This window comes from Microbacterium sp. PF5 (assembly GCF_004794315.1).
GTDB lineage: Bacteria > Actinomycetota > Actinomycetes > Actinomycetales > Microbacteriaceae > Microbacterium > Microbacterium sufflavum.
Window position 1 is genome coordinate 1 of sequence record NZ_SSDQ01000088.1, and the last position, 24,752, is coordinate 24,752.

Here is a 24,752-nt window from a genome sequence, read left to right on the forward strand (position 1 = left end):
GCCGACCAGCACGGTCGTCGCCCGCGACGCGGTCGGGAACGCGCCGAGGAAGCCGCGTGCGGACTCCGCGTCCTCGACGATCACGGCACCGACGCCGCCGCTGACCAAGCCGCCGTTCCGCGCGAGGGTCTCGGAGCCGGCTCCCCCGGCCGAAGACGACGATGCAGCGATCGCCCTCCTGTCCGGTACGGCCGCGCAGTGGGCGGACGACGCGACCCCGGCGACCGCGCTGACCTGGGTGGATCCCGCCGATGTCGCGGCCCACGCTCCCGCCGTCTCGCTGGACGCCGAGCCGGAGGCGCAGACCGCCGAGGGGCTGTTCCGCGGGGCCCGGCTGCGTCCGGCCATCGCGCGCCCCGGCCTGCTGGTGCCGTTGGGGGTGCTGGCCGGGCTCGTCCTGGCCTATTCGGGCACGACGCTGCTGTGGCCGCTGCATGAGGTGCCCCCGGCGGTGGAGGCGGTGCAGTTCGAGACGACGCCCGCCTCGGCCGCCGAGCTCACGTGGCCTGCGGAGGGCAGCGCGGCCGTGGGGGTCGCCGGCATGACCACGTCGGCGTCGATCCCGGATGCGGTGAGCATCGCGAGCATCACGAAGGTCGTCAGCAGCCTGATGGTGCTGGATCGGATGCCGCTCGCGCCGGGTGAGCAGGGACCGGAGTTCCGTTTCACCCGCGGCGACAGCGTGCGCTACTGGGACTATCGACGCCAGGATCAGTCGGCGCTCGACGTCCCGGTCAACGGTGTGCTCACGGAGTATCAGCTGTTGCAGGGCACGCTGCTCGGCTCGGCGAACAACTACATCGATCGGCTGGCCTCGGAGATCTGGGGGTCGAACTCCGAGTTCGCCAGGGCGGCCGAGGAGTGGCTGAGCGAGCGTGGTCTGACCGGGATCACGGTGGTGACGCCGTCGGGTTTCGATGAGCGCAACGTCGCGACGCCGGAGGCGCTGATCGCGCTGGGCGAGCTGGCGATGCGCAACCCGGTGTTCGCGGAGATCGTCGGCACCGCCTCGGTCGAGCTTCCGGGCGCGGGGAGGGTCGTGAACACCAACGGCATGCTGGCCGATCCGGGCGTCGTCGGCATCAAGACCGGGACCCTGGTCGGGTGGAACCTCCTCACCGCGAAGGATGTGGAGGTGGGCGACACGACCGTGCGGCTGTTCGCGGCAGTGCTGGATCAGGCCGACGACGAGTCGCGGCTCGCGGCCACCCGCGCGCTGTTCAGTCAGGCCGAGGCGGAGCTGCAGACGGAGGATCCGGCCGTCGCCGCGGGCACGGTGGTCGGTCGCGTCACCACGATGTGGGGCGAGGAGGTGGACGTGGTCACCGCGGAGGACGCGGACGTCGTGCTGTGGAACGGTGCCGCCGCGACCGCGACCGCCGCGTTCGACCTGGGCGAGCGACGAGAGGCCGACGACCGCGTGGGCACGCTGACCACCACCGGGCCGCTCGACACGGAGGACACGGCCCTCGTGCTGCGCGAAGACGTGGAGGGCCCCAGTCCCTGGTGGCGCCTGACGCACCCGCTCGATCTGCTGGGCATCACCGTCCACACCGACTGAGCCAGGCGCCGCCGTTCACCGGCCGCGCAGACGACGACGCCCCGCTCCGAGGATCCGGAGCGGGGCGTCGTGTCGTTGGTGCGGGGCCGCCGAGGTGTCAGGCGCGGGGGTCCGCGCCCTCGGCGCCGTCATCGAGCAGCGCTCGTGCGGCCGCGGCCTCCGCGGCCGGGACGTTCGCCCCGACCGAGGCTCCGGCGATCGCGTCGTCGGCCTGCTCCCGTGCCGTCTCGTCGGCGGCCTCCCCCGTGACGACCAGGGGCGTGGAGCCCGTGAGGGCCTCCTCCGCGTCGAGGTCGGTCGCGGCCTGCTCGAACTGCGACTGGTACAGCCGCCAGTAGGCGCCCTGCGCGGCGATGAGCTCGTCGTGCGTGCCCTTCTCCACGATGTCGCCGTGCTCCATCACGAGGATGAGGTCGGCGTCGCGGATGGTGGACAGGCGGTGCGCGATCACGAACGACGTGCGCCCCTGGCGGAGCGCGGCCATCGCGTGCTGCAGCAGCAGCTCGGTGCGGGTGTCGACGGCCGAGGTGGCCTCATCCAGGATGAGGATCGACGGCTGGGCGACGAACGCGCGCGCGATCGTGATCAGCTGCCGCTCACCGGCCGACACGTTGGACGCATCCTCGTCGAGCACGGTGTCGTAGCCCTCGGGGAGGGCGTGCACGAACCGGTCGACGTACGTGGCCTTGGCGGCGGTGAGCACTTCCTCATCGGTCGCGGTCGAGCGACCGTAGCGGATGTTCTCGCGGATGCTCCCGGCGAACAGCCACGGGTCCTGCAGCACCATGCCGGTGCGCGAGCGCAGGTCGTCGCGCGTGATCTGCGAGATGTCCTGACCATCGAGCGTGATGCGCCCGCCGCTGAGCTCGTAGAACCGCATGATCAGGTTGACCAGCGTGGTCTTGCCCGCGCCGGTCGGCCCGACGATCGCGACCGTCTGGCCCGGCTCCACCCGGAACGACAGGTCGGTGATCAGCGGTCGCTCCGGCGTGTAGGAGAAGGACACGTTCTCGAACTCGATCACGCCCTTGCCGTCGCCGAGCCGCGGGGCGTCGGCCTCGTCGGGCTCCTGCTCGTCGGCGTCGAGCAGGTCGAACACCCGCTCGGCCGACGCCGTGCCGGACTGCACGACCGCTGCCATGCCGCCCAGCTCCGACAGCGGCTGCGTGAACTGCTGCGAGTACTGGATGAACGCCTGCACGTCGCCGAGGCGCAGCTGCCCGCTCGCGACCATGAGGCCGCCGAGCACCGCGATACCGACGTAGGTGAGGCTGCCGACGAAGGTCATGGCGGGCATGATGATGCCCGACAGGAACTGCGCCTTGAAGCTCGCCTGGAACAGCTCCTCGTTCTCGGCCTTGAACTTGTCGAGCGCGTCCTGCTCCCGACCGAACACCTTCACGAGCGCGTGCCCGGAGAAGGCCTCCTCGACGCGGGCGTTGAGACGGCCGACCTTGCGCCACTGTGTGCCGAAGGCCTTCTGCGAGCGCGGGCCGATGACGCCGAAGATCACGCCCATGAGCGGCAGGGCGACCAGGGCCACCAGTGCCAGCTGCCACGAGATCGAGAACATCATCACCAGCACGCCGACCACGGTGAGCACGGCGGTCAGGGCCCCGGAGAGGGACTGCTGCATCGTCTGGGTGATGTTGTCGATGTCGTTCGTGACGCGGGAGATCAGCTCGCCGCGCTGCACCCTGTCGAAGTACGACAGCGGCAGCCGGTTGATCTTCGCCTCGACGGCCTCGCGGAGGCGCCACATGGTGCGCACCATGATGACGTTGATCACGTATCCCTGCAGCCAGCTCAGGAACGCGGCCACCACGTAGATCGCGAGGACGGCGGCGATGACCCAGCGCAGAGCATCGAAGTCGATGCCGTCGCCGACCCGGAAGTCGCCGAGGGCGCCGACCTGGTTGGCGAAGTCGTCCTGTCCCGCTCCGCGCAGCGCATCGACCACCACGTCCTGCGACGTTCCGGCGGGGAACCCGGGGAAGTCGCCGTTCGGCTGGCCGAGCTGGATGGAGATGAAGCCGCGGTAGACGATGTTGGTCGCCTCGGCCAGGACCTTGGGAGCTGCGACCGTCAGCACGACGCCCAGGGCCCCGAGGATCGACACGAACACGAACCACACGGCCGAGGGCTTGAGCAGTCCGATCATGCGGGCGAAGCTCGGCCCGAAGTTGTCGGCCTTGCCCGGCGCGACGCTGTCCCAGCCGCCGCCGTTCTGCCGTGCCTGCTCCGCGAGCTCGGCCTCGTACTGCTCTTCCGCCGTGAGCTCGCGCTCCTCGGTCTGCACCGGGGCCTTCCCCCGTCCGCGCTTCGGCGCGGCGGTGCGCTTGTCGTCCTGCGCGCTCATGCGTCCACCCCCAGCTGCGACTCGACGATCTCTCGATAGGTGCCGCTGGTCTCCAGCAGCTCCTCGTGCGTGCCGACGCCCACCATCGTGCCGCCCTCGAGCACCACGATGCGATCGGCGTCGGTGATGGTGGAGACACGCTGGGCGACCACGATCTTCGTGACGTGCGGCAGCTCGCGCCACAGCGCCTGCCGCAGTCGCGCGTCCGTGGTCAGGTCGAGCGCCGAGAAGGAGTCGTCGAACACGAGCACCTTCGGCTGGTGCACGATGGCCCGCGCGATCGCGAGGCGCTGGCGCTGGCCGCCCGACACGTTCGTGCCGCCCTGGGCGATGCGGGACTCGAGCCCGTCGGGCATCTCCTCCACGAAGTCACGCCCCTGGGCGATCTCGAGCGCGTGCCACAGCTCCTCATCGGTCGCGTCCTCCCGGCCGTAGCGCAGGTTCGACGCGACGGTGCCGGTGAAGAGGAACGGACGCTGCGGCACCAGACCGATGCTGTCCCACAGCGCCTCCACGTCGGCCTCGCGCACGTCGGTGCCGCCCACGTGCACCGAGCCGCTCGAGACGTCGAACAGACGCGGGATGAGAGAGACCAGCGTGGTCTTGCCCGCACCCGTGGAACCCACGATCGCGACCGTCTCACCCGGCTGCGCCGCGAAACTGATGCCGGTCAGCACGGGCGCGTCGGCGCCCGGGTAGGTGAAGGCGACGTCGTCGAACGCGACCGCACCCGGCGTCGGGAACTCGGTGACGCCGTTCGCGGGGCGCGTCATGGTCGACTCGGTGTTGAGCACCTCGCCGATGCGCTCGGCCGAGACGGCGGCGCGCGGGATCATCATCGCCATGAAGCTGGCCATGATGACGCCGCCCATGATCTGGCCGATGTACTGCATGAAGGCGAACAGCGTGCCCACCTGCACGGTGCCGTTGTTGACCTCGATGCCGCCGAACCAGATCACGGCGACCACGGTCACGTTGAGGATGAGCATGAACAGCGGGAACAGCAGCACGAACAGCGAGCCGACCTTGCGGCCGACGACCATGATGTCGGTGTTGGCTCCGCGGAAGCGCTCCTCTTCGATGCGCTCGCGCACGAACGCGCGGACGACGCGCACGCCGGTGAGCTGCTCGCGCATGATGCGGTTGACGTTGTCGAGCTTGCCCTGGTAGCTGCGGAACAGCGGCACCATGCGGCCGATCACGAGCGCCGCCAGGAGCAGGAGCACGGGGACCGACACGGCGATGAGCCAGCTGAGCCCGGCGTTGGTCTGCACGGCGAAGATGATGCCGCCGATCGCGAGCAGCGGCGCGGTGACGAGCATGGTCGCGCCCATCATCGCCAGCATCTGCACCTGCTGCACGTCGTTGGTGTTGCGCGTGATGAGGGAGCCGGCGCCGAACTGCGACACCTCGCGCTCGGAGAAGCCGCTGACCTTGCCGAACACGTCGGCACGGATGTCGCGACCCGCGCCCATCGCCGCGCGCGCGGCGAAGAAGGTCGCGATCACGGAGGCGACGATCTGGCCCAGGGAGACCGCGAGCATGAACAGACCGGTGCGCCAGATGTAGGCGGTGTCGCCCTGCGCGACGCCCTTGTCGATGATGTCGGCGTTGAGGCGGGGCAGGTAGAGGGTGGCAGCCGCGCTGGCGAACTGGAAGACCAGCACGGCCACGAGGAGCCACTTATATCGGGACAGATAGCGGAGGAGGATTTTTCCCAGCACAGGCGGACTTTCTAGGAAGGAGGAGGCGGCGGATCTCCCGGCAGACGGATGCCGACCGACGACCGGCCATAGGACAGCGTGCCACGAAGCGGGGACATTCGTATCCCCCTGGGGGCGGACCTTCGCTCACAGCGAACCGCATCCCGTGCGATCAGCACTTTTCTGCACGGTGACGAAGAAGGGCCCGCCGGAAGCCTGCCCGATCGACGCCCGCGTCAGCGAGCGGACTGACCCTCAGAACAGCGGCGGCTGCGGCGTGTAGTCGCGGGCCGGCGCACCCGCGTCCGCCGGCAGCTCGGCGAGGGTCGCCGGCTGCCACTTCGGGTTGCGGTCCTTGTCGACCAGCTGCGCGCGGATGCCCTCCACGAGGTCCGGGTGCTCGTTGACGAACCACAGCACCCGTCGGTACTCCCCCTCGAGCGCGGCGCGCAGTCCCGGCAGCTCCCGCGCCTCACGCACGGCGTCGAGCGTCACGACCAGCCCGGTCGGCGCGAGCCCCTCGAGGAGATCGGCCACGGCTGCGGCCTCGGTCGTGCCCTGCGCGTGCAGCCGCTCCAAAATCTCGGGCACGGTCGGCGCGGAGAACGCCTCGTCGATCCAGGGGCGCGATGCCGGGAGGGCCGACGGCTCCGGCGTCTCGTCGAACAGCAGCACGATCTCGCTGGGGCTCGTCGGGTCGGCGCGGTGCGCGAGCGCGTCGCGCAGGGCGTCGAGGCGGTCGGAGGGCACCACGTGGTCGGCGAACCCGAGGTACACCGCGTCGGCGGCGCTCATGGTCGCCCCGGTCAGCCCGAAGTACTCGCCGAACCGTCCCGGCGCCCGCCCGAGCAGCCACGTGCCACCGACGTCGGGAGTGAAGCCGATGCGGGTCTCCGGCATCGCGAGCTTCGACCGCTCGGTGACGATCCGGATGGCCGCGTGCCCGGCGAGCCCGATGCCGCCGCCCATCGTGATGCCGTCGGCCAGCGCCACGACCGGCTTGGGGTACTCGGCGATCATCGCGTTCATCGCGTACTCGGCGCGGAAGAACTCGGCCGACCGCTCGGGGTGACCGGACACGATCTGCTCGTGCAGGCGGCGCACATCGCCGCCCGCGCACATGCCGCGCTCGCCCTCGCCGTCGATCAGCACGATCTGCACGTCGGAGTCGTCACGCCACGCCATCAGCGCCCGGGTGATCTCGGCGATCATGTCCTCGTCGAGCGCGTTGATCGCCTCGGGGCGATTGAGGGTGAGCCGTCCGAGCGCTCCTTCCGTGCGGACGAGGACACGGGGGGCGGCAGAGGTATCGGTCACGGGTGCCAGGCTACCTTCTCACCAGGGGTGGAATTCCGCACGGAATGCGGGTTCCGGGGCGGTTTTCCGGCAGGATAGGGGGAACTGTTCATCGCGACGAGAGGTGCCGGATGCCTGAAGGACAGGTGCTCGAGTTCACGAATGTGACGAAGCGCTTCAACGAGGTGACCGCCGTCTCGGACTTCTCCGCCCGCGTCGAGCCCGGGGCCGTGACCGCCTTCCTCGGTCCCAACGGCGCCGGAAAGACCACGACTCTCCGCATCCTGCTCGGTCAGGTGCGTGCCACGTCGGGAACCGCCACGATCGGCGGCGTCGCGTATCCGGAGCTGCGCCAGCCGCTGCGCACGATCGGCTCCGTGCTGGAGGAGACGGTCTACCGCCCTCGCCGCACGGCCAGCCGGCAGCTGACCATCGCCGCGAAGGCCAACGGCATCCGCCTGTCCCGCGTCGACGAGGTCCTGTCGCTCGTGGGCCTGGAGAGCGAGGCCGATTCCCGCATCGGCGGCTTCTCCCTCGGCATGCGGCAGCGGCTGAGCGTCGCACACGCGCTGCTCGGCGACCCCGGTGCCCTGGTCTTCGACGAGCCGGCGAACGGCCTCGACCCGGAGGGCATCCGCTGGATGCGTCTGCTCATGCGCCGTCTCGCGGACGAGGGGCGCACGGTCCTGGTGTCGTCGCATGTGCTCAGCGAGATCGAGCAGGTGGCCGACCACGTGCTGGTGCTGTCGAAGGGACGGCTGGTGCTGTCCAGCGGCATCGAGACCCTGGCCGACCCGGCCGGCGGGTCCGTCATCGTGGATTCCGTGGATCGTCCCGGCCTCACGACGGCGCTGGTGGCGGCGGGCTTCGACATCGAGGTGCTGCGCTCCGGGCTGACCGTGCGCGGAGCCGACGCGAGCACGGTGGGTGCCGTGGCCGCTGAGGCCGGCATCGCCCTCAGCACCCTCGTGCAGCGCGGGCCCACGCTGGAAGACGTCTTCATCGATCTGATGCGCGGTGGTCGCTTCGGCACAGCGGCGGACACGACCGCGGCCGCTGCGGGCGGGGCGGCGCCGGGCGAGACGGCAGCGACCGATACGAACCATGAGGCGAGCGATTCCTCCGCCGACGTGGCGACAGCGGGCGCCGGTGCCGCAGCATCGGCTCTGGCTGCCGGGGGTGCGGCCGCTCTCGCGGACGACCTCACCACCGAGACCATGCCCGAGCCGACGGACGCCACGGCGGAAGACGACGACGTGGACGAGCAGTCGACCGACGCGGAGCCCGCGTCGGAGGACCTCGTCGCCGCCGCCGACACGGAGGACTCCGACGTGATCGAGACCGTGGCGGAGGTCACGGCGACCGCCGGCCCGGTCGCGGTCGTCCCGGTGGAAGAAGACGTGCGTCCCGTGACGATGGAGGACGCGGCGCGGATCGGCGATGGCGATTCCCTGTCCGAGTCGCACGCGGAGACGGCGACCTCGTTCGACGAGATCCTGTTCGGCGGCACCGCGCCGGTCCAGGAGGAGGAGCCGACCGAGCGGCCCACGCGACGCAGCCTCGCGCAGCTGTTCGCGACGACACCGGAGTCCGCCGACGACGACCACAGCGCGTCCCCGGAGCATGTGTCCAGCGACGAGCAGGACTCCGAGGGTGATGTCCCGACCGGCTCGGACGACGCGGAGTCAACGGGCGGTTCGGCGTGGAGCACCGGTTCCGCACCGACCGAGGAGGGGGCGGACGAGGCCCCGGAGAACGGAACCGAGGCAGACGAGACTCCGGAGAACGCAACCGGGGCAGACGGAACTCCGGTAGACGAGCCCGCGGGCCACGAGCCCCTCGCCGACGATCAGGAGTCCGCGCTGGATTCCGTCGATGACGCCCACGACAGCGAGAGCCCGGCGGATGAGGCGCCGGCGGACGACACCGGGATCGCGTCCGACGAGCCCGCCGCAGATCCGGTTCCGGCGGACGACGAGCCGGTGAGCACCGCCGATGACGAGTCCATCGAGGAAGACCCCGCGGGCATCGAGTTCTTCGCCGAGCTGGACGACGCCGAGGAGGCGGACGAGACCGACGAGGCCGACCACGGCGACCGCGATGCCGAGGAGGCGCCGCTCGAGGCGGGCGGCACGGACGGAGCCGAAACCCCGGACGAGGACGAAGACCCCCGCGCGGCCGCCGTCAGCTCCCTGCTCTCCGCTGCCGCACGCGCGTACTACGAGGACGAGCCGCGGGACTACCCGCTGAGCACCGCCGACAGCATGCCCGCGACCGGCGCGTCGGGAGAGCCGCACGACGCCGGGGCCCACTGGAGCGTCGCGACCACCGGCGTGATCGACACGGTCCCGCTGGCTCGCGACACCGCGACCGATGGTCAGGACGACCACGGCACCGCCGACGCGCACCACCAGCCCCACGACGGTGTCGCCGAGGTGCAGGACGGCGAGGGGCACGAGAGCGAGGGGCACGCGGTGCCCGAGCACGACGACGAGCACAGCGACGAGCACAGCGACGACGACCGCGACCGCGAGGGCCACGGTCACGACGACGGGCAGAGCGAAGGCCCCGGTCACGACGACGGGCAGAGCGACGCGCACGATCACGACGGGCACGATCGCGAGCAGCACACCGACGGCGACGAGCACCGCGGCTGAGCCCGAGACACGAGACGCCCTCCCGGCTACGGCCGGGAGGGCGTCTGTCGTTCGTGGGGCTGCTAGGCCGGCCGCGGGCGGATGACCGGACGACGGCTGCCCTTCGACACGGGCGTCGGTGCGGTGGCGACGATCTCCTCGACGCTCGCCGGCTCGTCCGACACCTCGAGCCGCAGCGCCTGCGTGAGTGCGAGGCCGTGCCGCGTGGTGAGGATCAGCCGGTTGTACTGCGGGTCGCCCTCGAGGTCGATCACGACGCTCGGGCGACGCCGCCGGATGAGCACGAAGTCGAGGGTTCCGGCGGCCTTCCAACTGCCGGCGGCGAGCACGGTCGGGATGTGGGTCCCGGGGTTCGGCACACCGCGGAGCCAGGTCCAGGCGTCGTCGGTCAGCTGCACCTTGGTGATGGTGTCGCGCGGGATCCGCACGTTCTCACGGTGGAAGGTGGCGGCACGTTCGATGGGCGAGAGCACGACTTCGAGTTGCGTCTGGTCCAGCAGCAACGTCACCATGCCCCTTAGTCTGCCAGCGCGGCGCTCCCGGTTGGCTGGAAGTTGCTCACAGGAAAGCAACGATCCGTTGTGGGCACGGATACATCAGGGCCGGGCGTCTGCCGCGGCCCTGGCCGCGAACGCCAGCGCCGCCTCGATGCGCTGCAACTCGTCCTCACCGTGCGCAGCCGTGAGGAACCACGCCTCGAAGACGCTCGGCGGAAGCGCGACACCGTGCTCGCGCATGGCGTGGAAGAACGCCGAGTAGCGGAACGACTGCTGCGCCTGCGCCTCGGCGTAGTCGCGCGGGATCGAGGCGCGGAACGAGGCGCTGAACAGGTTGCCGGCCGACGCCACCGCGTGCGTCACGCCCGCGTCGCTGAGGGCGGTGTCGAGCGCGGTCGCCACTCGGGTCGCCGCGGCGTCGACCGTGGCGTAGACCTCGGGCGTCGCGAGGCGCAGCGTGGCGAGACCCGCGGCGACCGACAGCGGGTTCCCCGACAGCGTGCCCGCCTGGTACACCGGGCCGAGCGGAGCCAGCAGGTCCATGACCTCGGCGCGACCGCCGAGCGCGGCCAGCGGCATGCCACCGCCCACGACCTTGCCGAACGTGATGATGTCGGGGAGGTAGTCCTCGCCCGCCGCGGCCTGCAGACCCCAGAACCCCGCGGGGTGCACGCGGAAGCCCGTCAGCACCTCGTCCAGGATCATGAGCGCGCCGTGAGCGTGTGCGGTGTCGGCGATCAGGCGGTTGAATCCGGGCCGCGGGGGGACCACGCCCATGTTCGCCGCGGACGCCTCGACGATCACGGCGGCGATGCGCTGGCCGTGCTCGGCGAACACCGCGTCGAGCGCCTCGGGGTCGTTGTAGCGGATGACGAGCGTCTGTGCGGCGATGGGTGCCGGCACCCCGGCGGATCCGGGCAGCGCGAGCGTAGCGACGCCCGACCCCGCCTCGGCCAGCAGCCCGTCGGAGTGGCCGTGGTAGTGCCCGGCGAACTTCACCAGCAGGTCGCGACCGGTCGCGCCACGGGCGAGTCGGATCGCGGTCATGGTCGCCTCGGTCCCCGTGGACACCAGGCGCACGCGCTCGATGGGTCGGATGTCGCCGAAACGAACCCGGTCGGCGATCAGCGCGGCCAGCTCGACCTCGCCCTCGGTCGGGGCACCGAACGACAGACCCCGCGCTGCGGCGTCCTGCACGGCGGCGACCACCTCGGGCTGCGCGTGGCCCAGCAGCGCCGGGCCCCACGAGGCCACCAGGTCGACGTACTCTCGGCCGGCGGCGTCGGTGACGGTCGCTCCCTTCGCCGAAGCGAGGAACCGCGGCGTCCCGCCCACCGAGCCGTAGGCGCGCACCGGTGAGTTCACCCCACCCGGGATCACAGCGCGGGCAGCGGAGAACAGGTCGTCATTGCGGTCGGTCATGGCAACTCCTCGGTGATGCGCGGAGCTCTCCCGGGCATCCCTTCCAGGCTAACCCGCCGTACCGACGCCGGAGTCCGCGCGGTGACGCCGCGGGGCGGTCAGCCGCGAAGCCAGCGGGCGGCCTCGGTCGCCCAGTAGGTCAGCACGGCGTCGGCACCCGCGCGCCGGATCGACAGCAGCGACTCGAGGATCGCCGCCCGGCGGTCGATCCAGCCGTTGGCCGCGGCGGCCTCGACCATCGCGTACTCGCCGGACACCTGATACGCCCACACGGGCACGGTCACGGCGTCGCGCACCTCGCGCAGCACGTCGAGGAACGCCATCGCCGGCTTGACCATGACGATGTCGGCGCCCTCCTGCTCGTCGACCAGCGCCTCCCGCACGCCTTCGCGGCGGTTGCCCGGATCGAGCTGATACGTGCGCCGGTCGCCGGTCAGCTGGGAGTCCACGGCCTCACGGAACGGGCCGTAGAAGGCGCTCGCGTACTTGGCTGCGTACGCCAGGATCAGCGTGTCGGTGAAGCCCTCGGCGTCGAGCGCCCGGCGGATCACCGCGACCTGGCCGTCCATCATGCCGGACAGTCCGAGCAGCTGCGACCCGGCCCGCGCCTGCGCCAACGCCATCGAGGTGTAGCGCTCGAGGGTCGCGTCGTTGTCGACCGAGCCGTCCGCCGCGAGCGCCCCGCAGTGCCCGTGATCGGTGAACTCGTCGAGGCAGAGGTCGGTCTGCACCACGAGCGCATCGCCCACCTCGGCCGCGAGGGCCTCGGTCGCGACGTTCAGGATGCCGCGCGGATCGTCCGCTCCGGAGCCGACCGCATCGCGCACCGCCGGGACGCCGAACAGCATGACCCCGCCGACGCCGGCCTCAGCCGCCTCGACGGCGGCGGCACGCAACGAGTCGAGCGAGTGCTGCGCCACGCCGGGCATCGAGCCGATGGGCGCCGGCTCGGTCAGTCCCTCGCGCACGAAGAGCGGAAGCACGAGCTGACGGGGCTCGAGCGAGGTCTCGCGCACGAGGTCGCGGACAGCGCGGGACTGGCGCAGCCGACGGAGGCGGATGTCGGGGAAGCTCACGGCGCGAACTCGTCTGCCGCGTGCGGAAGCGTGAACTGGGACACGGCATCGATCAACGCGTCGATGGTCTGCCGATCGGCCACCACCGACACCGGCAGACCGGCACGCTCGGCATCCTTCGCGGTGCGCGGGCCGATCGCGGCGAGCAGGGTCTCGTCCGGGATGTCGGGGAACTGCTCGCGCACCTGCTCCGCCACCGAACCGCTCGTGATGAGGATGGCGTTGATGCGGCCGTTCTCCACATCGCGACGGATGCGCTCCGTGACCGGCACGCCCACCGTGCGGTAGGCGACCACACCGTGCACGTCGTGCCCGGCCTCGGACAGCATGATGCTCAGCACCGGCTTCGCGATCTCGCTGCGCAGCGCCAGGATGCGCCGGGGCTCCTGCTCGAGCGCGATCAGCTGCTGAGCCATGCCCTGCGCCGAGTTGTCCTGCTCGGGGACCAGCGCCACCTCGTAGCCCACGGCCTGGAGCGCTGCGGCCGTGGTCTCGCCCACCGCCGCGATCTTCGTGGACTTGGGCACGACCGCGCGATGCGCGAACAGCACGTCGACCGTGGTCGCACTCGTCACCGTCAGCCAGTCGAACTCACCGGCGGCCAGCTGCTCCAGCGCGCGGTCGAGCGTGTCCTGATCGGTCGTGGGGGCGAAGTTGATGAGCGGGGCGACGACCGGCACGGCGCCCAGGGCACGCAGGCTCGCGGCGACACTGTCGCCCCAGGGCCCGCCACGGGGCACGAGGATGCGCCAGCCGTCCAGCGGTCGGTCCTGCTTGGTTTCGGATGTGGTCATGAGAAATCGGGGTGCTCTCGGGGGACGAGGTCGGCCGCCCCTTGATCGAGCAGCCGACGGGCAACAGCGAGCCCGAGCTCGCGCGCTGCGTGCATCGGGCCTGCACCATCGGCAGCATCCGCTCCATTGCCACTGCCGTTCCGATGAATATACTCCCCGTTCAGGGCTTCCGTGACGTCGAGCCCGATCCGCCGACCCCCGTCCGGGGCGTACACGACCGTCCTGATGCGGATCTCGGCGCCCTCGACGCGTGCGTGCGCCGCCATGGGGGCTTGACACCCGGCATCGAGTCCCTCCAGAATGGCGCGCTCGACCGTGACGGCCAGTCGGGTGTCGTGATCGTTGAGGGCGGAGAGCGCCTCCCGCAGCTCCTCCGGGGCGTCCGCCCTGGTCTCCACCGCGAGCGACCCCTGCCCCGGCGCGGTCGGCCACTCCGCGAGCCCGAGCTCTTCGCGCTTCAGCGGCGAGTCGGTCCCCAGACGCGACAGCCCGGCGGCCGCGAGGATCACGGCGTCGAGCTCGCCCGAGGCCACCCGCGCGAGCCGGGAGTCGACGTTGCCGCGGATGTCCACGACCTCCGCCTGCGGTGCCCGGCGCCGAACCTGGGCGATGCGTCGCGGCGAGCCCGTGCCGACGGTGCTGCCCGAGCCGAGCTCGTGCAGGGGCGCGCCGTGACGCGTGAGAACCACGTCCCTGGCATCCTCGCGCGGCGGAGTCGCAGCGATCACGAGTCCCTCGGGGACGGCCGTCGGGAGGTCTTTGAGGGAGTGCACGAGGAAGTCGCAACGGCCGGCGAGCAGAGCCTCGCGCAGCCGGGTCGCGAAGACGCCCAGACCGCCGATCTCCGACAGCGACGCCCGATTGGTGTCGCCCTCGCTGGTGATCGGGACGAGCTCGACGGCACGCCCCGTGACCTTCTCGAGGGCGGCGGCGACATGGCCCGACTGCGCCTGCGCGAGCGCGCTGCGTCGGGTGCCGAGACGGATGGGGGTGCTCATGGTGCGGTCACTGCAGCACGTCGGCGATCTCGTCGAAGCGCAGACGGCGCCCCGTGTAGAAGGGCACCTCCTCCTTCACGAACATCCGCGCCTCGGTGTAGCGGAGGTCGCGCATCATGTCGACCAGGTCGGTCACGTCGTCGGCCTCCATCGGCAGCAGCCACTCGTAGTCACCCAGCGCGAACGCGGCGACGGTGTTCGCGATGACGCCCGTGAACGCAGCGCCCTTGCGCCCGTGGTCGGCGAGCATCGCGCGGCGGTCAGCCTCCGGCGCCAGGTACCACTCCGGGGTGCGGACGAACGGGTACAGGCAGAGCCAGTCCTTCGGTGCGACGCCGCGGAGGAACCCCGGCACGTGCGAGCGGTTGAACTCCGCGTCGCGGTGCACGCCCATCACGTTCCACACCGGCAGCAGCGAGCGCAGCAGCTCCGTGCGACGGAGGCGGCGCAGCGCCTTCTGCAGCTCCTCGGCGGTGTCGCCGTGCAGCCACACCATCAGATCGGCGTCAGCCTTCAGCCCGGAGACGTCGTAGAAGCCACGGACGGTGACGCCGGAGTCCTCGATGTGCGAGACGATCGACTCGAGCTCCGTGGCGTCGTTCTCGGTGACGGGAGCATCGGGATTGCGTCGCCACACAGCCCAGAGGGTGAAGCCGGACGGGTTCTCTTCGCGCACTTCGGACATGATCCCAGTCTGCCCCTTTCGCGGAGAAGCCCCTAATCAGGGGAATACCGCGAGGAACGGCCGACCGTCAGCGCGCGATGGCCCGAGCGATCGCCCACACGGCGCCGCCGACGACGGCGGCGATCCCGACGGCCGCGGCGACCGCGCCCACCGGGTTCCGATCGGCGAACGCGCGTGCCTTGACCGCGGCACGAGCCGACGCCTTCTCCACCCGGCGCGGGATGTTGCCCTTGACCTCGATCGCGGCGAGCGCCGCCTTCAGCTCGGCGCGGGCCGACGTCACGGGATCGACGATGCCCGCGGGGACGGCGGTGCGCGGCAGCGACTCAGGGGTGCTCATCGCCGGCCTCCTTCACGATTCGGATGTCCTCGGCCACGGCCTGCGCCGGGTTCTGGCGCTTGAGCACCTTGCGGAACTTGAGGATGCCGAGCAGCGCGAACAGCAGCACGGCGAGGATCAGGATGCCGAACACGGCGATCGCCGACAGCCACACGGGCCACCACGACGACAGGCCGGCGATCGCGAACACGAGGATCACCGGCACGGCCCAGAACAGGAAGAACAGGGCGACGAGGAACCAGACCGAGCCGATCCCCGCATCCTTCGCCGTGCGCGAGACCCACGCCTTGGCGGCGTCGATCTCCGCCTTCACGAGGTTGGTGACCAGCTCGGGCAGATCCCCGAGCAGGGTCAGCAGACTGTCGTCGGCGCGATCCCGGTATCCGCGGGGCATGTCAGTCGCCGGACTTCTGCGCTGCCGGCTTCGTCGCGGGCTTCTTCGCAGCGGGCTTTTCAGCCGCAGCGGCGCGCTCCTTGACCTCGTCGACCGCGTCCTCCGCCGCCTCCGAGACCTCCTCGGCGGCCTCCTTGCCCGACGCGATCACGGCGTCGAGCTTCTGGCCGGGAGTGCCGTTGCCCGTGACCGACTTCACGATCTTCACCGCGCCGGTCCACACGGCCCCCGGGACGGCCGCGGCCTTGTCGCCGACGAAGTCCTTGACCTTCTCCACCTGGTCCTGGACGGGATCCGTGTTCCAGACCTTGAGCCACTGCGTCCGGATCTGCTCGTAACGCTCGCGTCCGGCACGGGTGCCCAGCACATAGCCGACGCCGAGTCCGACGACGAGTCCGATCTTCCCCTTCATGGGGTCTCCTCACGTTGTTCCGGCGGTGGTCGTCCGGTTCGGACGCCGATCGCCGACGTCTCCGCCGCGATCAGGTACCCAGCGTAACCCCGTATGCCGATTTCGGCATCAATCCCGGAGAGGGTTGACAGCGGGCCCTTCGTCACTCACGCTTGTGCGCTTCGTGGTGCGCGGAGGTCGCCCGATCAGTCCCACAGGAGCGCGCGACGCAGGCGATCGGACGCCTCCGTGGCATCCGGGACCACCTGTGCGAGGCCGGTCCCGGCCACCCAGGCTCCGACCACCGCCAGGCCGGGGATCGCCTGGATCGCATCGCGCGCAGCCTGGCGCCGCGCCCCCGATCCGAGGAGCGACGCGGGCTGCGACTGCACGAACCGTCCGCGGTGCCCTGCGATCACCTGGGTCGGCTCCAGCGGTACGCCGAGCAGCGCGGCCGCCTCCCGCCGCGCGAGGTCGATCGCCGCCGCGTCGTCGAGGGCGGCGGTGGCCGCGGGCTCCCCCTGCGCGCCGAACGACACCCGCACGACCTCCCTGTCGCCCGCGGCCTCCCGCACCCACTCCCACTTCGCCGTCGAGTGGGTGAGCGCCTTGGCCGTGTGGCTCCCGGGCACCGTGAGCACCCCGGTGCCACGCGGCACGCTGCGCAGAGCCGGGGCATCCAGCAGCAGCGTGACGATCTCGATCTCCGGGGACGCAGCCGCTTCGGCCAGAGCGAGCGCCGGCACCGCGTCGGCGAGCAGCTCGCGCGCCACGGACTCCGCGGTCGCGACGATCACGGCGTCCGCACGGAGAAGCTCCTCCACCGGCTCGTCCGTCACCGCGACGGCGTCGGCCAGAGGCTCCGACTCGGCAACCCACGGCTCCGGCGTCTGCGTCGGGGTGTCGAGCTGCGTCGCGGCCGTGACCCGCCAACCGCCGTCCTCCGACACGACCGAGAGCACCCGCACTCCCGTGCGCACGGTCGCCCCGAGCTGGGCGAGGTCGTCGGCGATCGCGTCCACCAGCACGGTCATGCCGCCACGGAGGCCTTCCACCGCGGCACCCGGAGCCTTCGCGCCACCGGAGCCGCCGTTCCCGCGCAGCGCCAGCACCGCGCCGGACAGCGAGCCGACGCGGGTCAGGGCGGCGTTCAGCCCCGGGGCGGCCACGTCGATGTCCACGTCGTCGGGCGACGCGGAGTACACGCCCGTCGTGACCGGGGCGACCAGGCGGTCGCGCACCTTCGGGCCCATGCGGGAGGCGACGAGCCGCCCGAGGCTCAGCTCGTGGCCGATGGTCAGCGGCGGCCGTACGCGGTCGAGGTAGGCGCGCCATGCGCCCGACCATCCGATGATGCGCCGCACGTCGTCCTGGAACGGGTTGCCGGGAATGCCGAGGACCCCGCCCACCGGGAGCGGAGCCGCACCCGTGCCGGGGATGCCGGAGAGCCAGGCGCCGCCCGCGCGAGGGGGCACGACCCGATCCGCGAGTCCGAGCTCGTCGACGAGGGCGCGGACGAGGCCGCCCCTGGTCGCGTAGCTCTCGGCGCCCGCATCGAGCGTCACACCGTCGAGCTCCACGCGACGCAGGGCACCGCCCAGCGCCTCGGCAGCCTCCAGCACCGTGACCCGCATGCCGACCTTGGCGCACTCGCGGGCGGCGACGAGACCACCCATGCCCCCGCCGATCACGACGACGTGCTTCTCCGCGGCGCGTGCGGCCAGGTCGGCCGGCTCGGCCGCGGACGGGTGTGCACCGGAGGGGTCAGGGCTCATGCCGTCCATCCTTCCACCGCGCCCGGGGGCGACGCGTGCTCAGGCGCCGTGCACCAGCTCGACGATGCGCGTCAGCTGGTCGGGGTCGGTCTCGGGCGGCACCCCGTGACCGAGGTTGACGATGTGCCCGCGGGCCGCACGACCGCGCTCCAGGACGTCGCGCACGTGCGCCTCCAGCACGGGCCACGGCGCCGCGAGCAGCGCGGGGTCGATGTTGCCCTGCACGCTCGTGTCCGGTCCGAGGATCGCCGCGGCCTCGTCGAGCGGAAGACGCCAGTCCACGCCGACCCCGTCGGCGATGCCGCCCAGGCGCATGTCGGCGAGGAACGGGCCGGTGCCGACGCCGAAGTGGATGGTGGGGACACCGATGCCGTCGAGCGCGGCGGTCGAATGCGGCGCCACGAACGTGCGGTAGTCGGCGGGGCTGAGCGAGCCGGCCCAGCTGTCGAAGAGCTGCACGACCGCGGCACCCGCGTCGCGCTGCGTCTCCAGGAATCGTCGGGAGACGCGGGCGAGCCACCCTGCCAGACGGTGCCAGGCGTCGGGGTCCGCGTGCATCATGCCGCGTGCCCGCAGGTGCTCCTTCGACGGGCCGCCCTCGACGAGGTAGGCCGCGAGCGTGAAAGGCGCGCCGGCGAAGCCGATCACCGGGGTGTCGCCGAGCTCCGCCGCGACGATGCCCACCGCCTCCGCGATCGCCGTGCCGTCGAGCGACTCCGGATCGATCGCGGTGATCCGCTCGACATCGGCCCTCGTGCGCACGGGGTTCGCGAACACCGGCCCGCGCCCCGGCTCGATCTCCACCTCGACGCCGGCAAGGCGCAGCGGGATCACGATGTCGCTGAAGAACACCGCCGCGTCCACACCGTGCCGCCGCACCGGCTGCAGGGTGATCTCCGCCGCGAGGTCGGGCGTGAGGCAGGCGTCGAGCATCCGTGTGCCCACCCGCAGCTCCCGGTACTCGGGCAGCGAGCGGCCGGCCTGCCGCATGAACCAGACGGGCGTCGTGTCGGGGCGGTCGCCCGTGAGGGCGCGCAGCAGCGGAGCGTCGGAAAGGGCCATGCCCCCATCCTCCCATTGCCCGGTTATGGGGCCGCCGAGTCCGCCTGTCCGAACGCTCCGGTACAATCGAGGGGTGCTGCTGTGTGTGACGGCGAGTCACAAGACCGCCTCCTTCGAACTGCTCGAACGCCTGAGCCGCACCCCCGACGATGTCGCCCCCACCCTGGTGGGCATGACGCCGTGCGTGCAGGGTGCCGTGGTGCTGGCGACGTGCAACCGGTTCGAGGCGTACGTCGAGATGGACGAGCCGATGACCGCCGCGGGCGCGATCGGCGTCGAGGCCGTGCTCGAAGCCGTCGAGTCCGCCACGGGCATTCCGGCCGCCGACCTCGACGGCGCCTACACCGTCCACGCCGGGCGCCGGGTGGCCGAGCACCTGTTCTCCGTCGCCTCCGGCCTCGAGTCGGTCGTGTCGGGTGAGGGCGAGATCGCCGGCCAGGTGCGCCGGGCCCTGAAGTCGGCCCGCAAGGACGGCACCACCTCCCCCGAGCTCGAGCGCCTCTTCCAGCGCGCGAGCCAGGCGCAGCGCAAGGTCAAGAACGTCACCGCGCTCGGGCGCGCCGGTCGCTCGCTCGTGCGCCTGGCACTCGAACTGGCCGACAGCCGCATCGCCGACTGGTCCGCCGAGCGCGTGCTCCTGGTGGGCACCGGCGCCTACGCGGCCGTGACCCTCGCGACGCTGCGCGAGCGCGGCGCGGTCGACATCTCCGTGTACTCACCCTCCGGTCGGGCCGAGATCTTCGCGGCGAAGCACGGCATCCGCGCGGTCGCAGCCGCGGACTACGCCCACACAGCCGCACATTCCAGCCTGCTCATCACCTGCACGTCCGCCACCGAACCGGTGCTGGGACCGGAGCACCTGCAGCTCCCCGTCGGTCTCGCCGCGGCCGGATGCCCGGTGGGCTCGCACAGTCAGCTGGTCGTCGACCTCGGGATGCCGCGCAACGTCAACCCCGCGGTCGCGACCCTGGAGGGCGTGGCGCTGCTCGACCTCGAGACCATCCGCCTGCACGCGCCGCTCGAGGAGCTGCAGGCGACCGACGCCGCCCGCACCGTCGTGCGTGAGGCCGCGGACACCTTCCACGTCGTGGGTGCCCGCCAGAGCGTGACCCCCTCGGTCGTGGCCCTGCGGTCGCACATCTTCTCGCTGCTCGACACCGAGATCGACCGGGCCCGTGCGCGCGGCGACGAGGACGGCAAGGTCGAGCAGGCGCTGCGGCACCTCGTCGGCGTGCTGCTGCACACCCCGACCGTCCGCGCCCACGAGCTCGCCGCAGAAGGCAGGGCCGACGAGTTCGCCGCCGCGCTGTCCGCCCTGTACGGCCTCAGCCCCGAGGCCCCCGCCGCCGAGGACGCCGCCTCCGCCTGACGGCACGGTCGCCCGGGATCAGCGCGTAGCCGCTCAGCCGGAGGCGGCGACGCCAGTCATGCGCGAAGAACTACGGCAGCAGTGCGCAATCCGCAGCGGATGCCGCGAGACGAGCATCGAGAGTCAGCAACGAGGACTGCGCCGCGCGCGCGAGCACGACGTACATCGCGTCATACGCGCTGACGTTGCACTGAACGGTCCTGCCACCGCCCCCGCGGCATCCGCCCGGGATGGGACACTGGGGGCATGGCCCTTCACATCACCGGAGACACCGCCGCCGACACCCTGCTGACCGAGAACCCGCTCGCGCTGCTCGTGGGGATGCTGCTCGACCAGCAAGTGCCCATGGAGACCGCTTTCGCCGGTCCGCTCAAGATCGAACAGCGCACCGGTGCGGCCGATGCCGCGGCCATCGCGGGGATGGCACCCGAGGAGTTCCTCGAGGCGTTCCGCCAGACGCCCGCCGTGCACCGGTTCCCCGGGTCGATGGCCGCCCGCGTGCAGACTCTGTGCCAGGCGATCGTCGACGAGTGGGGCGGCGACGCCTCAGCGCTGTGGACCGCGGGCGACCCGGACGGTGCGGAGGTGCTGAAGCGCCTGAAGGCACTGCCCGGCTTCGGTGAGCAGAAGGCCAAGATCTTCCTGGCGCTGCTCGGCAAGCAGTACGGCTTCACGGGCGAGGGCTGGCGCGAGGCCTCGGCGCCCTACGGCGAGGACGGCTCGTACCGCAGCGTCGCCGACATCGTCTCCCCCGAGTCGCTCACGAAGGTGCGCGAGTACAAGAAGGCGATGAAGGCCGCGGCCAAGGCGGCGAAGTGAAGCCCACGGGGAACGACGTCGCCGGGCTCATCGCCCGCTCCTCCCCCGCCGCTCGGCGCCGAGACGCGGAGACGCTCACCGCGCTCATGCAGGAGATCACCGGGCGCGAGCCGCAGACCTGGGGCACCATCATCGGCTTCGGCTCCTGCCACTACCGCTACCCGACCGGTACCGAGGGCGACAGCCCGCTCCTCGGCTTCGCGCCGCGCCGAGCCGCCACCACGATCTACCTCTTCGAGGGGACGGATGCGCACGCGGACGACCTGGCACGGCTCGGGCCACACACCACCGGCGTCGGCTGCCTCTACCTCCCCGACCTGGAGCAGGTGGACCTGACGGTGCTGCGCGGGATCCTGGAGCACTCGCTCGCCTGGGCCGAAGCGGGCGGCGACGAGGGCGCGACGGTCACCGTCACCGGCTGACCGCACGCCCCCGCGGCCGCCGGGTCACGACGCCACCACGGCCGCACCCTCCGTGACACGGACCGCCGCGGCACCCTGCTGGCGCGCCCGCCGCAGCCACCGCCGGTCGTGCGAGACCGTGACGACCGCGGCCGGGTGGTCGTCGAGCGCCCGCTCCAGCTGCTCGACCAGCTCCGGGTCGAGGTGGTTGGTCGGCTCGTCGAGCAGCAGCACGTCGAACGTGGAGGCCAGCGCGACCGCGAGGTCGAGCCGCCGCCGCTGCCCGACCGACAGGGCCCGCGCCGGGCGCTCGATCTCGTCCTCGCGGAACAGGCCGTGGGCGAGCAGAGCCGCACGGGCATCGCTCGGGGGCACCGCCGCCCGTCGCGCGAACACCTCCACCGCGGAGCCCCGTGCGGCCGCCCCCACGTCTTGCCGCAGCCGGGCGACACGGAGTCTCGGGCGCCGATCGATCGAACCCGATGCGGCGCTCAGCTCGCCCGCGAGGAGGTCGAGCAGCGTGGTCTTGCCTGCCCCGTTCGGACCGGTCACGAGCCAGCGGTCACCCGGCGCCACGGTCCACGCGGTCACGGTGAGCCGGCGGCCCGGCTCCTGGAACACGACATCGTGCAGCGTGACGAGGGCGTCGTCCTCGCCGGACGGCTCCGCGTCCGGAGCCGGGCCGTCGGGCAGCACGAACCGCAGCGGCTCGGGTGGGGGCGGCGCCGGATCCTCCCGCAGCCGAGACAGTCGCTCCTTCGCCATGCGGATGCGCCCGACCGCGCCGTGGTCGCGGCTACGGGCGCGGAAGGCGCCGTGACCGAAGCCGTCGAGCTCGAGCTTGCGCGGGATCGCGTCCAGGCGGAACGCGTTCGTCGCGAGCAGCTCCTCGGTGCGGGCGACCTCGGCCTTCCACGCCTCGTGTCGCTCCGCGAGTCGTCGTCGCTCGGTCTCCCGCGCCCGCAGGAACCCCGGGTAGCCGTCGCCGTACCGGCGGATGCCGCCGTCACTCACGTGCACGACCGCGGTCGCGAAGCGGTCGAGGAAGTCGCGGTCGTGGGTCACCACGACCAGGGCCCCGCGGTGCGCCGCGATCCGATCCTCGACCCAGGCGAGCGCGTGCTCGTCGAGATCGTTGGTCGGCTCGTCGAGCAGCAGCAGCTCGGCGCGGGAGGACAGTGCCACCGCGAGCGCGAGCCGGGCACGTTCCCCGCCGGACAGCGCGGCCACGGGACGCGTGCGGTCCAGGGTTCCGACGCCGAGCTGGTCGAGCGCGACGTCGATGCGGTGGTCGACGTCATAGCCGGCCCTGGTCTCGAAACGGTCCTGCAGGTCGGATACGGCTGCCAGGCGCCGCGCCTGCTCGGCGGGAAGGGCCGAGGCGAGCTGCTCGTAGGCCCGCGCGAGCTCGCGTTCCAGCGCGCGCAGGTCGCCCAGCAGGTCGTCGATCGCCGCGGAGACCGTCGCCCCTGGCGGGAACTCCGGATTCTGGAGGGCGTGGGCCACACCGCCCGGGAGGTGCAGCCGCGCCTCCCCGGCGGTCGGTGCGAGCGTTCCGGCGAGCATCTCGAGCAGCGTGGACTTGCCGGCGCCGTTGTCGCCGATGATCGCCAGACGATCCGCGGGACCGACGACGAGATCGATCCCGTCGAGCACCCGGTGCGCGGCGAAGCGCACGCCGGCCGCGCGCAGTTCGCACACGCGGTGCGGACGGATCGCCGGGACGGTGGAGGGAGAAGGGGAAGGGAGTACAGGGAACATGAGGGGTCCTCGCTGCGGTGCGGACGGCACCGCGGATACGCGTCGGACGACGCAGGGGAAACGGACCTCGATCGCGTCACAAGAGGACGCGTTCGCTCAGGACCCACCGCGGAGAAGACGTCTCGACGCAGTGTCCCGATCTAGCGAATCAGAGTACCCACGGAGAGAGACCGTAGCAGCCCCGGGCTCCCGACGCCAGGGTCGGCACGCGATCGCCCCCGCGCGTGGGGGCGCGGGGGCGATCGTGGCACGAGCTCAGCGCGGGTCGGCAAAGAAGGCCCGGAGGTCGGCGGCGAGCAGATCGGGGCGCTCCAGCGCGGCGAAGTGCCCGCCCTCGTCGAAACGGCTCCAGTGCACGATGTTGTCGTTGTCGCGCTCGGCGAAGACCCGGATGGTCTGGAAGTCGTCCGCGAACACCGCGACCCCGGTCCGCGCGTGGTTGACCTGCGGCTCGGCCTCGGCGCGTGCGTTCTCCAGGTAGCTGCGGCTCATGCCCGAGGCGGCGTTCGCGAACCAGTTCACGCTCACCTCCAGCAGGATGCTCTCCAGCGGCACGAGCGAGGTGCCGTTGCCGAAGGAGGTGAACAGCTCACTGTAGGCGAGGAGCCCGACCGGGGAATCGCTGAGGCCCACCGCGACGGTCTGCGGACGGGAGGCGTTCATCGCGTTGTAGCCGCCCACCGACTGGAACCACTGCATGTGCTCCAATCCCGCGTAGTCCTGCGGCTCGAGCTTCTCGAACTCCGCGGGGTCGCCCGAGGGGAACGAGAACAGCTGCAGCACGTGCAGCCCGAGGAAGCCCTCCGGCGCCAGCAGCCCGAGTTCGCGCGCGACCATCGCGCCGTTGTCGGAGCCGTGGATGCCGTAGCTGTCGTAGCCGAGGCCGCGCATGAGCCGGTCGTACGCGGCGGCGACCTTCGCCACCGTCCACCCGGCGGAGGCGAGCGGCTGCGAGAAACCGTAGCCGGGGGCCTCCGGGATCACGAGGTGGAACGCCTCCTCCGCGCGACCGCCGTGCGCCTCGGGGTCGGTGAGCCGGTCGATGAGGTCGAGGTAGTCGACGGAGGAACCGGGGTAGGTGTGTGCGAGCAGCAGCGGGGTCGCGTTCTCGTGCCGCGAGCGGATGTGGAGGAAGCGGATCGTCTGGCCGTCGATCTCGGTGGTGAACTGCGGGTGGGCGTTGAGCCGCTCCTGCGCGGCAGCCCAGTCGAACTCCTGCCACGCGGTCAGCGCCTCGCGCAGGAAGTGGTTCGGGGTGCCGGCGTCCCAGTCGTCGACGGGCGCGGTGCGGGGCAGGCGCGTGCGGGCGAGGCGGTCGCGGAGGTCGGCGACCTCGGCGTCGGAGACGTCGACGGAGAAGGGGCGGAAGGCGAGGGTCGTGGTGTTCATGTC

At 71.8% G+C, this 24,752-nt stretch carries 21 protein-coding genes; 5 read left to right on the forward strand and 16 right to left on the reverse strand.

The annotated features are described in order from the left end of the window. Positions 1-1,561, forward strand: a 1,561-nt coding sequence (locus DW297_RS06870; protein ID WP_136030713.1) for a D-alanyl-D-alanine carboxypeptidase family protein, incomplete at its 5' end; no start/stop codon positions are given. 97 nt (positions 1,562-1,658) lie between these two features. On the opposite strand, the gene DW297_RS06875 is transcribed toward DW297_RS06870, so the two are convergent. The 3 genes from DW297_RS06875 to DW297_RS06885 form a co-directional block, all read right to left on the reverse strand. Next, the gene (locus DW297_RS06875) at positions 1,659-3,920 is read right to left on the reverse strand and encodes an ABC transporter ATP-binding protein (RefSeq protein WP_136030715.1); all 2,262 of its coding nucleotides are present in this window, start codon (positions 3,918-3,920) and stop codon (positions 1,659-1,661) included. Beyond that, on the reverse strand, positions 3,917-5,644 hold the full coding sequence (locus DW297_RS06880; RefSeq protein WP_136030718.1) for an ABC transporter ATP-binding protein: 1,728 nt from the start codon (positions 5,642-5,644) through the stop codon (positions 3,917-3,919). Before DW297_RS06880 ends, DW297_RS06875 begins: the two co-directional genes overlap by 4 nt. Before the next feature lie 234 nt (positions 5,645-5,878). Continuing rightward, complete coding sequence (locus tag DW297_RS06885; protein ID WP_136030720.1) at positions 5,879-6,940, reverse strand: enoyl-CoA hydratase/isomerase family protein; 1,062 nt, start codon at positions 6,938-6,940, stop codon at positions 5,879-5,881. A 110-nt stretch (positions 6,941-7,050) separates the two neighbouring features. Between DW297_RS06885 and DW297_RS19095 the strand changes: the two genes are divergently transcribed. Then, positions 7,051-9,576: an ATP-binding cassette domain-containing protein gene (locus DW297_RS19095; protein ID WP_205828245.1), complete on the forward strand. Its 2,526-nt coding sequence runs from the start codon at positions 7,051-7,053 to the stop codon at positions 9,574-9,576. Between the two features lie 62 nt (positions 9,577-9,638). Here the strand turns inward: DW297_RS19095 and DW297_RS06895 are convergent, their stop codons facing one another. From DW297_RS06895 to hemE, 11 genes are all read right to left on the reverse strand, one after another. After that, positions 9,639-10,088, reverse strand: a complete 450-nt coding sequence (locus tag DW297_RS06895) for a hypothetical protein (RefSeq protein ID WP_136030722.1) — start codon at positions 10,086-10,088, stop codon at positions 9,639-9,641. 84 nt (positions 10,089-10,172) lie between these two features. Next, complete coding sequence (hemL, locus tag DW297_RS06900) at positions 10,173-11,495, reverse strand: glutamate-1-semialdehyde 2,1-aminomutase (RefSeq protein WP_136030724.1); 1,323 nt, start codon at positions 11,493-11,495, stop codon at positions 10,173-10,175. A 98-nt stretch (positions 11,496-11,593) separates the two neighbouring features. Further along, a complete protein-coding gene (gene hemB / locus DW297_RS06905) occupies positions 11,594-12,571 on the reverse strand; it encodes a porphobilinogen synthase (protein ID WP_136030726.1) in 978 nt (325 codons plus the stop codon). Then, positions 12,568-13,365, reverse strand: a complete 798-nt coding sequence (locus tag DW297_RS06910; RefSeq protein WP_136030727.1) for a uroporphyrinogen-III synthase — start codon at positions 13,363-13,365, stop codon at positions 12,568-12,570. The genes hemB and DW297_RS06910 overlap by 4 nt, the downstream gene beginning before the upstream one ends. Then, positions 13,362-14,363 carry a hydroxymethylbilane synthase gene (gene hemC / locus DW297_RS06915; RefSeq protein WP_136030728.1) on the reverse strand — a complete coding sequence of 334 codons (1,002 nt, stop codon included), beginning with the start codon at positions 14,361-14,363 and terminating at the stop codon, positions 13,362-13,364. Before hemC ends, DW297_RS06910 begins: the two co-directional genes overlap by 4 nt. Positions 14,364-14,370: 7 nt before the next feature. Then, on the reverse strand, positions 14,371-15,048 hold the full coding sequence (hemQ, locus tag DW297_RS06920) for a hydrogen peroxide-dependent heme synthase (protein ID WP_206252488.1): 678 nt from the start codon (positions 15,046-15,048) through the stop codon (positions 14,371-14,373). A 67-nt stretch (positions 15,049-15,115) separates the two neighbouring features. Continuing rightward, positions 15,116-15,388 carry a hypothetical protein gene (locus DW297_RS06925; RefSeq protein ID WP_136030732.1) on the reverse strand — a complete coding sequence of 91 codons (273 nt, stop codon included), beginning with the start codon at positions 15,386-15,388 and terminating at the stop codon, positions 15,116-15,118. Continuing rightward, on the reverse strand, positions 15,375-15,782 hold the full coding sequence (locus DW297_RS06930; RefSeq protein WP_136030735.1) for a phage holin family protein: 408 nt from the start codon (positions 15,780-15,782) through the stop codon (positions 15,375-15,377). Before DW297_RS06930 ends, DW297_RS06925 begins: the two co-directional genes overlap by 14 nt. 1 nt (position 15,783) lies before the next feature. After that, entirely contained in the window at positions 15,784-16,194 is a 411-nt protein-coding gene (locus tag DW297_RS06935) for a hypothetical protein (protein WP_136030737.1), read from the reverse strand. A 185-nt stretch (positions 16,195-16,379) separates the two neighbouring features. Beyond that, positions 16,380-17,948, reverse strand: a complete 1,569-nt coding sequence (locus DW297_RS06940; protein ID WP_136030739.1) for a protoporphyrinogen/coproporphyrinogen oxidase — start codon at positions 17,946-17,948, stop codon at positions 16,380-16,382. A 39-nt stretch (positions 17,949-17,987) separates the two neighbouring features. Continuing rightward, on the reverse strand, positions 17,988-19,010 hold the full coding sequence (gene hemE / locus DW297_RS06945) for a uroporphyrinogen decarboxylase (protein ID WP_136030742.1): 1,023 nt from the start codon (positions 19,008-19,010) through the stop codon (positions 17,988-17,990). A 73-nt stretch (positions 19,011-19,083) separates the two neighbouring features. Between hemE and DW297_RS06950 the strand changes: the two genes are divergently transcribed. The 3 genes from DW297_RS06950 to DW297_RS06960 all read left to right on the forward strand — a co-directional run bounded on the left by DW297_RS06950 (position 19,084) and on the right by DW297_RS06960 (position 21,620). After that, the gene (locus DW297_RS06950; protein ID WP_136030744.1) at positions 19,084-20,379 is read left to right on the forward strand and encodes a glutamyl-tRNA reductase; all 1,296 of its coding nucleotides are present in this window, start codon (positions 19,084-19,086) and stop codon (positions 20,377-20,379) included. Positions 20,380-20,625: 246 nt separating this feature from the next. Then, a complete protein-coding gene (locus tag DW297_RS06955; protein ID WP_136030746.1) occupies positions 20,626-21,198 on the forward strand; it encodes an HhH-GPD-type base excision DNA repair protein in 573 nt (190 codons plus the stop codon). Next, positions 21,195-21,620 carry a DUF1801 domain-containing protein gene (locus DW297_RS06960; RefSeq protein WP_136030748.1) on the forward strand — a complete coding sequence of 142 codons (426 nt, stop codon included), beginning with the start codon at positions 21,195-21,197 and terminating at the stop codon, positions 21,618-21,620. Before DW297_RS06955 ends, DW297_RS06960 begins: the two co-directional genes overlap by 4 nt. Positions 21,621-21,644: 24 nt before the next feature. Here DW297_RS06960 and DW297_RS06965 read toward each other — a convergent pair whose 3' ends face one another. Together DW297_RS06965 and DW297_RS06970 are read right to left on the reverse strand one after the other, a co-directional pair. Next, entirely contained in the window at positions 21,645-23,360 is a 1,716-nt protein-coding gene (locus DW297_RS06965) for an ABC-F family ATP-binding cassette domain-containing protein (RefSeq protein ID WP_136030750.1), read from the reverse strand. Positions 23,361-23,615: 255 nt separating this feature from the next. Continuing rightward, positions 23,616-24,749, reverse strand: a complete 1,134-nt coding sequence (locus DW297_RS06970) for an epoxide hydrolase family protein (RefSeq protein ID WP_136030753.1) — start codon at positions 24,747-24,749, stop codon at positions 23,616-23,618. Positions 24,750-24,752 lie beyond the last annotated feature (3 nt).

Coding starts and splice junctions, on each gene's coding strand:
- DW297_RS06910 (WP_136030727.1), bottom strand. CDS start 13,365: ATGACCACATCCGAAACCAAGCAGGACCGACCGCTGGACGGCTGGCGC.
- DW297_RS06940 (WP_136030739.1), bottom strand. CDS start 17,948: ATGAGCCCTGACCCCTCCGGTGCACACCCGTCCGCGGCCGAGCCGGCC.
- hemC (WP_136030728.1), bottom strand. CDS start 14,363: ATGAGCACCCCCATCCGTCTCGGCACCCGACGCAGCGCGCTCGCGCAG.
- DW297_RS06955 (WP_136030746.1), top strand. CDS start 20,626: ATGGCCCTTCACATCACCGGAGACACCGCCGCCGACACCCTGCTGACC.
- DW297_RS06970 (WP_136030753.1), bottom strand. CDS start 24,749: ATGAACACCACGACCCTCGCCTTCCGCCCCTTCTCCGTCGACGTCTCC.
- DW297_RS06935 (WP_136030737.1), bottom strand. CDS start 16,194: ATGAAGGGGAAGATCGGACTCGTCGTCGGACTCGGCGTCGGCTATGTG.
- DW297_RS06965 (WP_136030750.1), bottom strand. CDS start 23,360: ATGTTCCCTGTACTCCCTTCCCCTTCTCCCTCCACCGTCCCGGCGATC.
- DW297_RS06925 (WP_136030732.1), bottom strand. CDS start 15,388: ATGAGCACCCCTGAGTCGCTGCCGCGCACCGCCGTCCCCGCGGGCATC.
- hemL (WP_136030724.1), bottom strand. CDS start 11,495: ATGACCGACCGCAATGACGACCTGTTCTCCGCTGCCCGCGCTGTGATC.
- hemQ (WP_206252488.1), bottom strand. CDS start 15,048: ATGTCCGAAGTGCGCGAAGAGAACCCGTCCGGCTTCACCCTCTGGGCT.
- DW297_RS06930 (WP_136030735.1), bottom strand. CDS start 15,782: ATGCCCCGCGGATACCGGGATCGCGCCGACGACAGTCTGCTGACCCTG.
- hemE (WP_136030742.1), bottom strand. CDS start 19,010: ATGGCCCTTTCCGACGCTCCGCTGCTGCGCGCCCTCACGGGCGACCGC.
- DW297_RS06895 (WP_136030722.1), bottom strand. CDS start 10,088: ATGGTGACGTTGCTGCTGGACCAGACGCAACTCGAAGTCGTGCTCTCG.
- DW297_RS19095 (WP_205828245.1), top strand. CDS start 7,051: ATGCCTGAAGGACAGGTGCTCGAGTTCACGAATGTGACGAAGCGCTTC.
- DW297_RS06875 (WP_136030715.1), bottom strand. CDS start 3,920: ATGAGCGCGCAGGACGACAAGCGCACCGCCGCGCCGAAGCGCGGACGG.